Raw genomic sequence first — 13122 nt, 5'->3', positions numbered from 1 at the left:
CAAAAACAGGTCGCCGTGTCGACCGGCTGGAGGCGGATGGTGCAAACGCCGCCGAGGTGGTGGTGGGCGATCGACCTATCTTCGAAGACGTTGCCGCCTGGTATGCCCGTCCCGAAATCGCCCGGCACTTGGACGTCGCCGATGCGGCTGTTGGTCAGCCGTTTGCCCGGCTGCGACTGAATCCAAGATACGGATTTTTGCGAGACATCGATTGGCTTGATACGGGGGACGGGATGATCCAGGCGCTCCCGATGCTTGCAGCCGCCGCGCAGGCCCGTGTGCGTGGTGAAGCCGGGATCCTGGCCGTCGAAGCGCCTGAAAGCCTGCTGCATGCCAACGCGCAGCAGGCACTGGCCGACCATGTGTGCCAGATCGCCGCCGGCACGCACGCGCCGACGATCGTCTTGGAAACGCATTCGCGCATTTGGCTGCTCAGCGTGCAGTTGGCCATCGCCGAGGGGCGTTTACCGCCCGAGCGGGTGCGCGTCTATTGGTTCGATCAAGAAACGACCGGTGAGTGTATCGCCACACCGGTCGAGTTCGACCGCTACGGAAGACCGCTCAACGCTTGGGCAGAGGCGTCGTTCGATGAAGAACAGGCACTTGCCCGCCGCTTGCTGGGCCAGCAGTTGCGCGATGGTGCCTTCGGCTGAGTCGCACGCCCAGTGCCACATTGGGCTGTAGATCCTTTACAGTGTCGTGTGGCACCTGGCACCTGGCACCTGGCACCGGCGCTACTCGAGACGGCCGAGGACATCGGGCGAGACCACGATCGTGCGGCGTCGGCGTAGTGGCACGACCGTTGGATCGTGCGCGGCACAGATGGCCAGATGCTGCGCCTCTAGGAACTCAGTGGCGGCCTGGATCTCAGCCTGCTCAATGCCCTCAAAGCGGGACATTTCGCCCGGCATCGCCGAGCAGTCGCGAACGAAATGGCGCAAGCGCACCGCCTTCAGCGCGGACGGATCTGAGAACACGATGTTCCACTACGGGTCCGGGCTGTCGGTTTTCTCGATCCAGTAGACCTGGGGCTGATCAGCCTGGGTGAAGTATTCGGCCAGGGCGCGCATGCGCTCTTGCAGATAGGCGAAAAAACGCCGCTCCAGTTCACGCAGCACGGCCTCCTGTCCGCCGGCATCGGCGTGCATATCCCACTGGAAACCGCCTTTGACGGGTTTCATATGCTTTGGGCCTGGCACAAACTCGTGCGGAACCATCTGCTCGATCTTGAGACGCCCCGCTTCCTCAAGGCCCATGGCCACATAGCTCCAGGCCATCCAGAGCGAGGCATAGATCATGCGGCCCCGGTATTCCAAGCGCGCCCAGCGTCCGCTCAACTCGCCCAGATAGGGCCAATCGGCCTGTGGCGCGTTGTGCTGTTGGCGATCGGTCTGATGGAACAAAAAGTCTGCATGATCGTAGTCCCATAGCGAGATGTTCGGCGTCATCCGCGCTGATACCAAACAGCTGCCTGACCACCAGCTGGTGTTGGTCAGACCATGAAAAGTAATCCGGCTCAACCGCCATCATGGCGCGGCGGAAAATAGGTTCTGGATTAAATTTTTGGAACATAACAGGCTCCGGATAATGCGTTTGAACTATTGCGAATCTAGATTTTTTATGTTTTCATAAGTGCTCTTTTTAGTTTGAACGCTATTGTAGGTTAAAAATGTTGAGCACCGAAGAACAAGAAGAAATCCACGAACTCATGGAACAGCGTCGCGAACTGGACGAGAAGATCGAGCAGCTTCGCAGCCAAGCACGGACCCAGGCCATTGAGAAGGCCCGGTCTCTGGTTGATACATTTCAATTAACAGCGGACGATCTCTTCAAGACTGTCCGCAAGGTTCGCGCTCGTAGCGCTTCGGAATCTGCTTCTGGTGAAGCGCGCTATCGTGATCCGGAAACAGGAAAAACCTGGACAGGTCGCGGTCGAGCCCCCGCTTGGCTGACCGATAAGGATGATCCACGCTTCAAGATTGGGGCGGCGGAAGAAGCGTGAAACAGCGGGGGCCGGTCCCTCAACAGGATCGGCCCCCAATAAGCGTAACGCTTTCTAGATTAACGAGACAACCGAAGCAATTTTTCGATCACTCCCCAATATCCGCCGGCTTGGCGCGACTCATCGTCCCCATCGTCCCCATCGTCGTCTTCGGCGGCCACTCGACGCAGCGCATACCAGTCCGATTCCAGTACATGACGATAGGGATGGTCGCGGTCGGGCCGATTGACATTGGCCGAGGCAATCTTGTCGATGGCCACCAAAGCAAACCCTGCCTCATGCAGCTGATCACGTGCCAGTGAGACCACGGCACGCGCGGCCTCAAACCGCTCTTTACGGCCACGATCGGCCGGCACCATGTTCGAGGCCATCACATCGACCGCCTTCTTCACGGCATGCAGGTCGATCAGGCTCATAAGCAAGGCGTTGACATCGGCTTTCTCCTGGATAAGCGCCGCCGCCTGCGCCTCCTGTCGCGCCTTGGCCTCGATCAGGGGGGCACGCGCGGCTTCCAGAAGCGCGCGAGATTCGCCCAGGCGCTCACGCAACGCCTGAGCCGTGCCGATCTCCCGCTCGACGGCCTCAAGCTGGAAGCGGATTTTTTCCAGTTCTTCCGGGACGAAATCAAGCTCCTCCTTGATCGCCAGAGCCTCGGCGGTCTCCTTGACCGCCTCGATCCAGGCTTCAAGGCGCTTTTTCGACCGCACACCCACTTCCCAGTGCCGATCGTCGCGATTCCATTTTGCGCTGGGAAACGCGACGCGGAAGGCCTCTTTTAGCGCAAATGGAAATCGCACGCCGTATCCTTTGGAAAGTGGAAGGATTTCAACCCCCATCCTGGTGCCCTCATTGAATTTTCAGGTGTTTTTTGAGCAGCCGCTCGACGATCTCGGTTTCCGTGACGCGCCGCCCTTCACGAGACGATTCTCGGCCAGCTTCCGCTTTAAGCTCTGCGGCGATATTCCAGCGTAGCCGGAACATCTTTTGGACGGTGGGCACGGGCGCGGAGACTTCGATCATCATCGACTCTGGGGCGCTATTTGTAGACGATGCGGACGTGTCCTCAACGGCGGTGGTCTCAGTACGAGAATTGGCACCTTCAAGAAACGCATCAACGCTCGGCTTTGGTTTCATTGCCACGAATCGCTTACCTCTTCAAATAATGATTGCATCTCAGCACTGGCGGCCTTGTCCTTGCCGTACTCGCCGACCGTGGAGCCGTCGCCGACTGAGCGCCGGTAAGCCACGCGCTCGATGATCATGGTCTTGAGCGCCGCCAGTTTTTGTTCGGTCAGAAAGCTGACCATATCGGTTGTGTCGCGCGTGCGCGGGTCAATGCGGTTGAGCAACACCCGTACCTTCAGATCCGGGTTGTAGTCACGAGCCATATCGACCAGCGTGAGGATGTCGGTAAGGGCGGCGGCATCCAGCTGTGAAGCTCCGACGGGGATGATGGCGCGCTGGGCAAGCAGGAGCGCCGAGCGCAGGCCAGCCGTGTCGCGCCCTCCAGCGTCGACCACGGCATGATCGAATCCTTTGGCGAGGGGGCGACCCTCGTTCAAGATGGCTTTTTCGTGCAGGCAGGTCGTTGTGGGCGACGGCGCATCGGGCAGGTAGTCTCGCCGCCAGGCGGCCCAGGACGCCGCGCTCCCCTGCGGATCGCCATCAATGAGGAGCGTGCGGCTGGTTTGGGCAACCAGCGTCGCCAGATGCACAGCGATCGTGGTTTTTCCCACACCGCCTTTTGAGTTCACGACGGCATAAATGGTCATCAGTTTCTCCGCAAAAAGATTTTTGCAATCCTTATTCTAGCATCAAGATAGCTATCAAACCGATAGCTAAAATCCAGCTATTTTATTGACCGAACTCGCCGCGCAAGCCCCTGGCTTTAGACATGGGGTGAGCGGCGTCCGGCGAAGCCGGAAGATCGCTTGATTATTCTGAGCGTGATTGTATAATAACCCTATGGCTGATTATCGCGTCCAGTACAAGTCCAACAACAGCGTGGTCTACTCCTGCAAGTACCATGTTGTCTGGTGTCCCAAGTACCGTCGAGATGTCCTTAAGGATGGAGCCGATGTGCGCCTCAAAGAGATTATTCGTGAGGTCTGCAACGAATCCGCGTCAGACCTCATCGAACTGGAGGTCATGCCCGATCATGTCCATCTGCTCGTCGAGGTCGATCCGCAGTACGGCATCGCCAAGCTGATCCGCACCATCAAGGGACGCTCCTCTCGCCGACTGCGTGAGGAGTTTCGCTGGTGTCGCACCCGGTTGCCGTCGCTGTGGACCAACAGCTATTTCGTCGCCACCGTCGGCGGCGCTCCGCTTGAGGTGATCAAGCAATACATCGAGCAGCAGAAGCATGTCTAAACGCTGCCAAACACCGTCATTCGTTCTCGAAGTCCCGCTGGTGGTCACACCGGACGATGAGCGTGTGTTACTGGCGCGTCTGGAGGCCGGTCGGCGGCTCTACAACGCCGTGCTTGGCGATGCACTCAAGCGTCTGGCGGCCATGCGTGCCGAGGCGTCTTGGGCCGACGCCTGTGCCCTGCCCAAAGGAACGTCGGCACGAACGGCGGCGTTTCGCGCCTGTCGCGAGCGTCATGGGTTTAGCGAAAACGCCCTTCAGGCCTGCGCCACGGCCCACAAGAACGCGGCCGGATTTCAGGATCGCCTCGGGGCGCACGAGACGCAGACCATTGCCACGCGCGTCTGGAAAGCCGTCGAAGCCTATGCCTTGGGGCGACGGGGACGCCCCCGCTTCAAGGGCGCGCGACGCCCGCTGCGCTCAATCGAGGGCAAATCGGCCGGCTCGGGTCTGCGCTGGAACCGCGATATCGGGGTGTTGATCTGGGGCAAGCGCTATCTACCGGCGAAACTCCCCACGGCCGCGCAAGACGCCTATCTGCACGCCGGCCTTCAGGCACGCACCAAGTATGCGCGCCTGGTGTGGCGGATGGTCGGCGGTCGTCGGCGCTGGTATGCACAACTGATCCAGGAAGGAACGCCCCCCGTCAAAGCGCACCACCTGCGCCGTGAGGGGCGGGTTGGACTCGACGTGGGACCGTCGACCGTGGCCATTGTGGCTGAAAACGCCGTGGCCTTGCAGCCGCTGGCTCCATCCGTGGTCCAGCCTTGGGCCGAGATCCGCCGCTTGCAACGGGCACAGGATCGCTCGCGTCGTGCCATTAATCCCGAACACTACGACGCCCAGGGGCGCGTCAAGCCCGGACCGAAGCGCTGGGTGTGCTCCGGACGCTACCAGCGGCGCGCCGCCCGGATCGCCGATCTCCAGCGGCGGTTGGCGGCGGCGCGCAAGCGCGACCACGGCGAACTGGCCAACCGGATCCTGGCCCAGGGTGCCACCATTCAGACCGAAACCCTCTCCTATCGGGCCTTTCAACGCTGTTTCGGACGCAGCGTCCAGGTTCGTGCGCCGGGCGCCTTCGTCGCCACCTTAACCCGCAAGGCTGAAAGTGCCGGCGGGCGTGTGGTGTTACTCGACACCCGGCGCTTGTGTCTGAGCCAGTACGATCACGTCACCGGCTCCTGCACCAAAAAACCGCTGTCGCAGCGCTGGCACGCCCTCGGTGGCGGACCGGTCCTGGTGCAGCGTGATGCCTACAGCGCCTTTCTCGCCCGTGCGGTCGAGGACGGCGCGCACAATCCATCCCGGCTCACCGAGAGTTGGGCGGCTGCCGAGCCGCTGCTGCGACGCGCGGGATTGTGCACAGAGCCATCGGCAAGCGGACGGCCCCCGGCCTGTCCCACGGTGCTGTTGCCGTCAGAGCCGATCGCGCGTCGAAGGGGACTTGCCAGCGGTCACGGCCAGGCGCCCGTTGGGCCTGGAGACCCCGTTGGGTTCGGCCCCAGAACCCCCCGGCTTTAGCCGGGGGGAGGTTCAGCACCTGACTGACTCCAGCGTTCGTGCCGCCCGATAGACAAATCGAGCGCGCTGGGCCTCTTCGATTTCCTCGCTCGATGCAGGCCCACTGATCCGCTCGCGTTTCCCCACGATTTGTCCGTCTAATTTACGCACCTGAAAAACGTGCTTGACCGTCTGTCCCTGGATGATCCCGACCTTCCAGCGTGTAGCCGTCACTCCGACCACTTTATAGGCATTCAACACCGGAGCACCAATCGACGGTCGTTCAACCGTCGTCCATGTGCTACCGACCTCCAGCGAAGCCAACCAGTCCTTGTAGGTCTCACGCTTAGTGTCAAACATGCTATCCCTCCTCGCCCCCGGTTACTCGAAATTACTTGGTCTTTTTCTCAAAAACCTGGATCGCCGGGTTTTCGAGCACAACGACATCCGGTCCGTCGGCCCCGACGCGCGTTCCGAGCTTGCCCGTCAGTGAGGCGACCCACTGCGGCCAGTCCGCCTTGGCCTTCTCCAGTTTCTTCCAGGCCTTCGGCGGCAGCGTGGCCACAACGAGGGCGCTTTCGGTCTGGATGCCGATCTTCATGCCGCTCTTGACCGGCATCGGCTTGGGGATTTCGGAAAACTTCACGGTCAGTTCGAGTCGGCCAGGCACGATGTTGTCCTCGGTCAGTGGGGCGTCGATGGGAAGCTCGGGAACCGGCGCCGTCGTTTTGGCGGGCGGGTTCCACTTGTTTTCGAGTCGGGCTTTCGCGTGCTCAGAGGCCTCGGCCGTGACGATCCCGGCCGGCTGGCCCTGGAGATCTATCCGGGGAGCATCTGGCCGCAGACTTTTTAGGTAACGCGCGCGCGAGCAGTAGATGGCCAGGGCATGGCGAACCTGTTGGGGGTCGTGTCCCACCGCGACCAGATCATCGAAAAGCCCGATTTTGAGCGGCTGAGGTTTCTTCCAGTCGAAGCAGGCTGGATACAGGCCGGCCAGATCAAGCAGGAGGCTTCGCGATTTTTGGCTTTCTGAAGCATTTGTTTCGGCCATATTTTTTGCCAACAGAAACTTTCTACAAACACAATGATAGCTGAAAGATAGCTATTTTAAAGATATAACATGGATTTGTTAAGGGTTGACGACGAACCGCCCGACGACTGGGATGCCTTGCGAGCCGCAGCAAAGGTGGATTGAAAGCGCTATAAAGAGCCGTTCATTCCCGAATGGCCGCACCATCTCAGCCTTTCCGCTCGGCTTGGGATCTTGGCTGTTCAATATGCGCTAAAGCTTTCTGCAAGCAAGATAGAAAAAAGATAGCTATCCAAGCCTCTCCCCGCCGCTAAAGGCCGGACTCGACGAGGCTTCGCGCGAGACCGTTTACGCCCGACTTTAGGTACTTTTGTATCACTTAAGGATTTTAGTGATACAATTTAAACTATGTCGTATCCACCCACCAAGCTATCCCCCGCCACACGACACTCCCTGCGACTGCTCGGCGGGCTGATCGAGGAAGGTCGTCTGCACAAAGGCTGGACGCGCGACGAGCTGGCCAAGCGAATCGGCGTCGGACTCGTCACCGTTCGCCGGCTCATTCGTGGAGAACCGGGCGTGGCGATCGGCACCTACTTCGAGGCCGCCTGGCTGGTCGGTATTCCGATCTTCGGCCAAGACACCCCCGCTCTGGAGCGCGAGGCCGCTCGTCAGGATGAGCGTCTGACACTCCTGCCCTCACGGATAAGATCGACGACTCGGGAAGTGCCGAACGATGACTTCTGATCCACGCGAAGCCTATGTCTGGATCTGGCTGCCGAATGCCACGACACCTGTCGTTGCAGGACGACTGGACCGTCAGGCTCAAGGCGCTTATGTCTTCACCTACGGCCGTTCCTATCTGGAACGGCCGGAGGCCATCAGTCTCTTTCCTGATGAATTGCCATTGCGCGTAGGTCCACAGCATCGCAACGACGAAGACATTCCTTCCTGTCTGCGCGATGCCGCACCGGATGCCTGGGGACGCCGAGTCATCATCCATCGCCTGACCGGACAAGGCGGCCGGATGGCGGCGGCCGTGGAACTCGACGAACTGACGTATCTGCTCGAATCCGGATCCGATCGTATTGGGGCTTTGGACTTTCAGCCGTCCGCGACCGACTATGTGGCACGCGAATCCGAAGCGGTCGACCTGGAAACCCTGTCCGAGGCGGCGATGCGCTTGGAACGTGGCGAAACCTTGGCGCCGGATCTGGCCCGTGTCCTGCAACATGGAACGTCCATTGGAGGGGCGCGTCCCAAGGCACTCCTCACCGATCAGGGGCGCAAGCTCATCGCCAAGTTCTCCACCAGCAACGACCTCTACAGCGTCGTCAAGGCCGAATATGTGGCCATGCGTTTGGCGAGTCTGGCTGGACTGGATGCGGCGCCTGTCTCCCTGACGCGCGCGCTCGGACGGGACGTGCTTTTGGTCGAGCGTTTCGATCGCGTCCGCAACGAAGCGGGCTGGCAGCGCCGCGCCATGCTCTCGGCTCTGACCCTGCTCGGGTTGCGCGCGATGGAGGCCCGCTATGCCAGCTATGAGGATTTGGCCCACCGCGTGCGCCGTGACTTCGCTGAGGCCGACCGGACACTCATGGAGCTCTATGGCCGCATGACTTTCAACCTGCTCTGCGGTAATACCGACGATCATGCCCGCAACCACGCCGCCTTCTGGGACGGCAGGCACTATCGATTGACGCCGGCCTATGATATCTGCCCCCAATCACGCACCGGCGGTGAAGCCTCGCAAGCGATGCTCCTGACCGGCCAACGTCGCGACAGTCGACTGACCACATGCTTGGAGGCCGCGCCCGCTTTTGGATTCAGAGCCGCGCAGGCACGGACCTTGATCGACCATCAGATCGAGATCATTTGCAAACATTGGGATCAAGTGTGCGATGAGGCGGAATTGACCTCTGCCGAGCGACTGGGGATGTGGCGACGCCAGTTCCTTAATCCGTTTTGCTTGGAAGATCTGCTGCCTCCTAAGATATATTTTTGAAAAATATCTATAAAATAGATAGCTATCTTAAAATGCAAAACAGCTTGCTTGATGCCCTCAAGCGCCGCTTGGGTGTTCAGTCGGACGCTCAACTGGCACGACTTCTGGGGCTGACCCGGACGCCGCTGCATCAAGTGCGTCATGGCCGAAGCCGGCTCGGTCTTGCCACCCGGCTTCGGATCCTGGATCTGCTCGCCTATCAGGGGCGGACAGACTGGACATCGCGCCTCGAGGTCGAGGCGCTCATCGCCGCTCTGCAAGAAGCCGAGGGTGAGGACTTGCTCCCCCCTACCCCACCGCAGCGACAGAAGCGAACGCCAGGGCCGGAAGGCCGATTGCTCGATCTCGTGCAGGCCTCGGGCGGCTTTGCGACAGATGCCGATCTGGCCAATTTTTTGGGTATCGCCCGCGAGAGCGTGGTCAACGCGCGGGCTGGACGAACAACGCTGGGACCACGCCCGCGCTTGCGGATCCTTAACCACATCGAGCCGTTCGATTTGGCGGATCTGGAGCACCGCCTGGAGTCCGATGAGGCGCTTTTGGATGTGCTTGCTGGCTATATTCCAGATAGCCAGAAGATAGCTATTTCCTAGGCAATCCCGAGCAGATCACCGTTCAGCGCGGCGCGGATCAAGGAGCAAAAAACAGTACCGCATCAAGCAAAACGGCACGCCGGAGGAAACTAAAAGCTAGTTAGGAGATAGCTATCTAGATGCTATCTCTATCCGGCCTCAGATGCCCGCTCTTTTCTGGCTGGGTTGACCAGCCTCAGCCCGCCTGACCAGGAGGGTCGAAAGGGGCTACGTGCGCCACAGGTCGTTAAGACTCACCGGCGGATGCTTCCTCAGTCCGCCGCTCTGAAAAACCCGGATCACGCTGACGAAAGGCAAAGCGTCGAAGGTTCGGGTCGCTGTTGCCAAGGCAACCGAAGCTGGCGTCACCGTTGCCGCCCCAACGGAGTGAGCCATCGGCTCTACTCCCTCCCCCACGCCCCATCGGTCCTTGACTGATGGGGTTTTTTGCGTGCTATGCGCGAGAAAATAGATAGCTTTCTAGGAGATAGCTATATAGATGCTGTCTTTCTTGTCGCCCCAAATCGCCCCGCACTTTCCTGACCCACAAATCCTCTTGAACCCAGCCTGTCGCTGGGCATTGAAGAGGAAATATCCATGAGCAACAACACGCACGACACGCACGACACGCACGTTTCCGTCGACGCCGAGCGCCGTCTCTACATCATCAAGCACCAGGCCGGTTTCAGTTGCCTGGGCTTTGATAATCTGGAGGAGCACCTGGCGGTGCTTCAAGAGCGCCTGGGATTTTCGGTCGAGTCTGACGCTCCGGTGGGGACGCCTGAGCGTTACGCTCAATACGAGCAGATGCTTGAGGAAGCCGGTCGCCATCCTAAAAAGATGGCGGCGACATGGTTCAAGCCGAAGACCCCGTTGAAGGTCAGGCGGATTTTGGAAAAGGCCTGGCGTGAAGACATAACGCTTCGTCTGTTCTACGGCGATTCCGACACCGGTCGGGATTGGCTTGAGGAGAACGACACCTTCGGGCGGATCGGTCGCTCTGGGGGGCTAATGAAAGTGCCTTTGCTTTTGAGCGACAGCGGTCGTTTTGGCGCTCCGATTCTCGACGACTGCATCGTCAAGATCCAGGATGAAGAGGGGAGGGTGCTGTGGCAGCACCCCAAGTACCATCTCCCCGAGATGGAGATCCAGAAGGGTCCGAAGAACCTCTGGGAGCTGCGGGTGGAAGGCGACGTTCGCGCGCGTTTCGCCTCGTTCGGTGAAGCCGCCGCCTATGCCGCGTTTTTGAGCGGTGAACGCTACCCTGACTGAGCCATCGGCTCTACCCCGCCCCATCGGTCCTTGACTGATGGGGTTTTTTGCGTGCTATGCGCGAGAAAATAGATACCTATTTCAAAGATAGATAGCACATATATAGATCCAAGATCGTCCCTAACTCGAATCAAAGCCAATTCAGAGCCACGGCATCCCGAAACATTCGAGCTAGGTCTGTTCGCGCTTTTTTGACCGCCGATTCTTGAAGAACCCGGTATCCATCCGGGCATCGCGAGATGAAAAAACATGCCCGTATCGGGTATACTTCGGAGGTCAAAATGAACCGCATTTTCAAGCGCAAGGTGTTTGCGCGCTGGCAAACTGGAGAGAGCTTGCCCGATACCGCGCTGTGCGAAGCTGTAGCGGAAATGGAGAGAGGATTGATCGACGCGGACCTGGGAGGACTGCTCTACAAAAAGCGGGTAGCCCGATCAGGAGGCGGCAAGCGTGGCGGCTACCGGACACTACTGTCCGCGCGGCTAGGGGATCGCTACGTGTTCCTGCATGGGTTCTCCAAAAGCGATAGATCCAATATCGCGCAAGAAGAAAAAAAGGCTCTTCAGTGTGCCGGAAAGGCGTTTTTGACGCTGTCGCCTGAAGAGTTGGCGACAGCATTGCTTCTGGGCGTTTTAGTAGAGGTTCGTTGCCATGAGCAAAATCATTGAATCGCTGCGTGACGACTTAACCGCGCTTCACAAAGCCGGAGCCATCAGCAAGATAACGATGCGAGAGTTCGATGCGATCTGTCCGCCGCCTGTGCGCGAGTTCGAAGCAGAAGACATTCGGCGCCTGCGCGAAGACTTGAAGTTCAGCCAGCCGGTCTTTGCGCTTCACTTGCACACAAGCGTTTCAACGGTTCGGAAGTGGGAGCAAGGGGAAACCCGTCCAGCTGGGCCTGCACTCAAGTTGCTCAACGTCATAGCGGACAAGGGTTTGCAGGCAATCATGTAGCCTGTGGAGCGGGCGCTGACGGCGAAACGGAGGTGGTTGAGGCGATCTCCGCGTCTCAGTCCTTTAGGTCCGGGAAACTTTTTTAGCGGCGAACGCGACCCCGACTGAGCCATCGGCTCTACCCGCCCCATCGGTCCTTGACTGATGGGGCTTTTTTTGCGTGCTATGCGTGAGAAAATAGATAGCTTTTTGATAGCTATCTATCCAAATCGACCCCCATTTTCTCCAATATATCGTCCAGAATATCCAGATTCTGGAACTCCAGTGTCAAAGTCCCCCGCTGTTGCTCGGCATCGTAGGCCAACTGCGCTTTCCAGCCGCGCTGCTCGGCGATGGCCTGCTCCAGGGCGATGGCATTCGGGTCGCGCTCGATGAGCCCTTCCGATAACCCGTCCTCGGCCCCTAGCGCTCGACACCTGGCCGACTGCTCGATGTCCCGCACCGAGGCACCGCGCTCCAGGATCCGCGCCACGATGCGGGGCTGCTCTTTGTATCGAAACCGCGTCAACGCCTTGGCGTGCCCCAGCGAGATCCCGCCACGCTTCAACGCCTCCTTCGCCACCGGATGCAGCGCCTGTTGCAGCCGGCGTCCATGGGAGAGCAGGGCAGGGGAGACCCCGTACTCCTTGGCCGCTTGTCTCCAGGTATAGCGAATGTGGCGCTGCGCCAGTTCCTCCATTTTTGATTGGATCTCCTCCACGATCGTCAGCAGGCGCTGACCGATCGGCGATGTAGCCTCGGGCGATCGCTGCTCCTCGGCATTGAAGACCCGCACGAACTCCTGAGCTTCCGTCAAGGTCAAGTCGAGGATGACCGCCGGAATATCGGTTCGGAACAGATGACGCGCCAACTCAAGGGAGTCTCGCCCTGAGAGCAGTTCATAGCGCGGGAAGCCCGGATTGCCTACTGATCGCACGATGACTGGATCGATCAGCCCCGATTCTTCCGCAAAGCGGAGCGCCTCTTGGCGTGGCGCGGCGCAGCGCGGCCAGGGCCAGTAGGCTGGCAGTTCGATGTATTCCAGTCGAAGCGTCTGAATCTGGTGCATGACGGGGGCCAAAGCTTGCCACGTGGCAATTTTCATATTTCGCTACGTAAAAAGCAATTTTTTACAGAGACATATAGGTGGTTTTCCGTGTTTTAGAGTGACTAACACCTCTGCCTCTGCCTGCGCTCACCAGATTGGCGCGAGAAGCCCCCGGCTTTAGCCGTGGGGAGGGAAGCGCCCCGCCCGTCAGGGCGGAAGGCGGCGGCTGGGGTTGACACGCCGGTCTCTTTGTGATTATTTTCGTCAATATGAAAGTAACGCTGCAACTCAAACTGCTTCCCACGCCCGACCAGTACGCCGCGCTGCTCAAGACCATGCAGGTGTTCAATGACGCCTGCAACTTCATCGCCGAAGTGGCCTATCGCGAA

Annotated in this window: 18 protein-coding genes; 10 read left to right on the top strand and 8 right to left on the bottom strand. The window is 59.5% G+C overall.

Annotated features, from left to right (window positions below):
* Nucleotides 1-653: AAA family ATPase (locus tag HW932_RS20740; RefSeq protein WP_176978364.1), on the top strand; the 653-nt coding region annotated here is incomplete at its 5' end.
* An 81-nt stretch (nt 654-734) separates the two neighbouring features.
* On the opposite strand, the gene HW932_RS20735 is transcribed toward HW932_RS20740, so the two are convergent.
* Complete coding sequence (locus HW932_RS20735; protein WP_176978363.1) at nt 735-899, bottom strand: hypothetical protein; 165 nt, start codon at nt 897-899, stop codon at nt 735-737.
* 87 nt (nt 900-986) lie between these two features.
* The gene (locus HW932_RS20730) at nt 987-1448 is read right to left on the bottom strand and encodes a hypothetical protein (RefSeq protein WP_176978362.1); all 462 of its coding nucleotides are present in this window, start codon (nt 1446-1448) and stop codon (nt 987-989) included.
* A 224-nt stretch (nt 1449-1672) separates the two neighbouring features.
* Here HW932_RS20730 and HW932_RS20725 point away from each other — a divergent pair, with 224 nt between their 5' ends.
* Nucleotides 1673-2002 carry an H-NS histone family protein gene (locus tag HW932_RS20725; protein WP_176978361.1) on the top strand — a complete coding sequence of 110 codons (330 nt, stop codon included), beginning with the start codon at nt 1673-1675 and terminating at the stop codon, nt 2000-2002.
* Between the two features lie 59 nt (nt 2003-2061).
* On the opposite strand, the gene HW932_RS20720 is transcribed toward HW932_RS20725, so the two are convergent.
* The 3 genes from HW932_RS20720 to HW932_RS20710 are packed head-to-tail and all read right to left on the bottom strand — an operon-like array spanning nt 2062 to nt 3774.
* Entirely contained in the window at nt 2062-2838 is a 777-nt protein-coding gene (locus HW932_RS20720) for a hypothetical protein (RefSeq protein WP_176978360.1), read from the bottom strand.
* Between the two features lie 10 nt (nt 2839-2848).
* Nucleotides 2849-3136 carry a hypothetical protein gene (locus HW932_RS20715; protein WP_176978359.1) on the bottom strand — a complete coding sequence of 96 codons (288 nt, stop codon included), beginning with the start codon at nt 3134-3136 and terminating at the stop codon, nt 2849-2851.
* Nucleotides 3133-3774, bottom strand: a complete 642-nt coding sequence (locus tag HW932_RS20710; RefSeq protein ID WP_176978358.1) for a ParA family protein — start codon at nt 3772-3774, stop codon at nt 3133-3135. Before HW932_RS20710 ends, HW932_RS20715 begins: the two co-directional genes overlap by 4 nt.
* A 193-nt stretch (nt 3775-3967) precedes the next feature.
* On the opposite strand from HW932_RS20710, the gene tnpA reads away from it, so the two are divergent.
* On the top strand, nt 3968-4375 hold the full coding sequence (tnpA, locus tag HW932_RS20705; RefSeq protein ID WP_176978357.1) for an IS200/IS605 family transposase: 408 nt from the start codon (nt 3968-3970) through the stop codon (nt 4373-4375).
* Complete coding sequence (locus HW932_RS20700) at nt 4368-5894, top strand: transposase (RefSeq protein ID WP_176978356.1); 1527 nt, start codon at nt 4368-4370, stop codon at nt 5892-5894. Before tnpA ends, HW932_RS20700 begins: the two co-directional genes overlap by 8 nt.
* A 12-nt stretch (nt 5895-5906) precedes the next feature.
* On the opposite strand, the gene HW932_RS20695 is transcribed toward HW932_RS20700, so the two are convergent.
* Nucleotides 5907-6233 carry a hypothetical protein gene (locus HW932_RS20695; protein WP_176978355.1) on the bottom strand — a complete coding sequence of 109 codons (327 nt, stop codon included), beginning with the start codon at nt 6231-6233 and terminating at the stop codon, nt 5907-5909.
* A 31-nt stretch (nt 6234-6264) separates the two neighbouring features.
* Nucleotides 6265-6924 (bottom strand): ProQ/FINO family protein, encoded by a 660-nt coding sequence (locus HW932_RS20690; RefSeq protein WP_176978354.1) that lies wholly within the window; start codon nt 6922-6924, stop codon nt 6265-6267.
* 387 nt (nt 6925-7311) lie between these two features.
* Here HW932_RS20690 and HW932_RS20685 point away from each other — a divergent pair, with 387 nt between their 5' ends.
* The 6 genes from HW932_RS20685 to HW932_RS20660 all read left to right on the top strand — a co-directional run bounded on the left by HW932_RS20685 (nt 7312) and on the right by HW932_RS20660 (nt 11706).
* On the top strand, nt 7312-7650 hold the full coding sequence (locus HW932_RS20685) for a helix-turn-helix domain-containing protein (protein WP_176978353.1): 339 nt from the start codon (nt 7312-7314) through the stop codon (nt 7648-7650).
* Nucleotides 7640-8908, top strand: coding sequence for a type II toxin-antitoxin system HipA family toxin (locus HW932_RS20680; protein ID WP_176978352.1), 1269 nt, complete (start codon nt 7640-7642; stop codon nt 8906-8908). The genes HW932_RS20685 and HW932_RS20680 overlap by 11 nt, the downstream gene beginning before the upstream one ends.
* Entirely contained in the window at nt 8905-9501 is a 597-nt protein-coding gene (locus HW932_RS20675) for a hypothetical protein (protein ID WP_176978351.1), read from the top strand. Before HW932_RS20680 ends, HW932_RS20675 begins: the two co-directional genes overlap by 4 nt.
* A gap of 576 nt (nt 9502-10077) precedes the next feature.
* Entirely contained in the window at nt 10078-10752 is a 675-nt protein-coding gene (locus tag HW932_RS20670) for a hypothetical protein (protein ID WP_176978350.1), read from the top strand.
* Between the two features lie 281 nt (nt 10753-11033).
* On the top strand, nt 11034-11420 hold the full coding sequence (locus HW932_RS20665; protein ID WP_176978349.1) for a type II toxin-antitoxin system RelE/ParE family toxin: 387 nt from the start codon (nt 11034-11036) through the stop codon (nt 11418-11420).
* Complete coding sequence (locus HW932_RS20660; protein ID WP_176978348.1) at nt 11404-11706, top strand: helix-turn-helix domain-containing protein; 303 nt, start codon at nt 11404-11406, stop codon at nt 11704-11706. Before HW932_RS20665 ends, HW932_RS20660 begins: the two co-directional genes overlap by 17 nt.
* A gap of 196 nt (nt 11707-11902) precedes the next feature.
* Here HW932_RS20660 and HW932_RS20655 read toward each other — a convergent pair whose 3' ends face one another.
* Nucleotides 11903-12790 carry a ParB/RepB/Spo0J family partition protein gene (locus HW932_RS20655; RefSeq protein ID WP_176978347.1) on the bottom strand — a complete coding sequence of 296 codons (888 nt, stop codon included), beginning with the start codon at nt 12788-12790 and terminating at the stop codon, nt 11903-11905.
* Nucleotides 12791-13122: the final 332 nt, after the last annotated feature.

The sequence above is a fragment of the Allochromatium humboldtianum genome (assembly GCF_013385175.1).
Taxonomy (GTDB): Bacteria; Pseudomonadota; Gammaproteobacteria; order Chromatiales; family Chromatiaceae; genus Thermochromatium; species Thermochromatium humboldtianum.
This window is presented reverse-complemented; position numbering and strand designations above follow the sequence as displayed.

Coding starts and splice junctions, on each gene's coding strand:
- tnpA (WP_176978357.1), top strand. CDS start 3,968: ATGGCTGATTATCGCGTCCAGTACAAGTCCAACAACAGCGTGGTCTAC.
- HW932_RS20730 (WP_176978362.1), bottom strand. CDS start 1,448: ATGACGCCGAACATCTCGCTATGGGACTACGATCATGCAGACTTTTTG.
- HW932_RS20710 (WP_176978358.1), bottom strand. CDS start 3,774: ATGACCATTTATGCCGTCGTGAACTCAAAAGGCGGTGTGGGAAAAACC.
- HW932_RS20665 (WP_176978349.1), top strand. CDS start 11,034: ATGAACCGCATTTTCAAGCGCAAGGTGTTTGCGCGCTGGCAAACTGGA.
- HW932_RS20715 (WP_176978359.1), bottom strand. CDS start 3,136: ATGAAACCAAAGCCGAGCGTTGATGCGTTTCTTGAAGGTGCCAATTCT.
- HW932_RS20720 (WP_176978360.1), bottom strand. CDS start 2,838: ATGGGGGTTGAAATCCTTCCACTTTCCAAAGGATACGGCGTGCGATTT.
- HW932_RS20735 (WP_176978363.1), bottom strand. CDS start 899: ATGTCCCGCTTTGAGGGCATTGAGCAGGCTGAGATCCAGGCCGCCACT.
- HW932_RS20685 (WP_176978353.1), top strand. CDS start 7,312: ATGTCGTATCCACCCACCAAGCTATCCCCCGCCACACGACACTCCCTG.
- HW932_RS20660 (WP_176978348.1), top strand. CDS start 11,404: ATGAGCAAAATCATTGAATCGCTGCGTGACGACTTAACCGCGCTTCAC.
- HW932_RS20670 (WP_176978350.1), top strand. CDS start 10,078: ATGAGCAACAACACGCACGACACGCACGACACGCACGTTTCCGTCGAC.
- HW932_RS20680 (WP_176978352.1), top strand. CDS start 7,640: ATGACTTCTGATCCACGCGAAGCCTATGTCTGGATCTGGCTGCCGAAT.
- HW932_RS20690 (WP_176978354.1), bottom strand. CDS start 6,924: ATGGCCGAAACAAATGCTTCAGAAAGCCAAAAATCGCGAAGCCTCCTG.
- HW932_RS20655 (WP_176978347.1), bottom strand. CDS start 12,790: ATGAAAATTGCCACGTGGCAAGCTTTGGCCCCCGTCATGCACCAGATT.
- HW932_RS20700 (WP_176978356.1), top strand. CDS start 4,368: ATGTCTAAACGCTGCCAAACACCGTCATTCGTTCTCGAAGTCCCGCTG.
- HW932_RS20695 (WP_176978355.1), bottom strand. CDS start 6,233: ATGTTTGACACTAAGCGTGAGACCTACAAGGACTGGTTGGCTTCGCTG.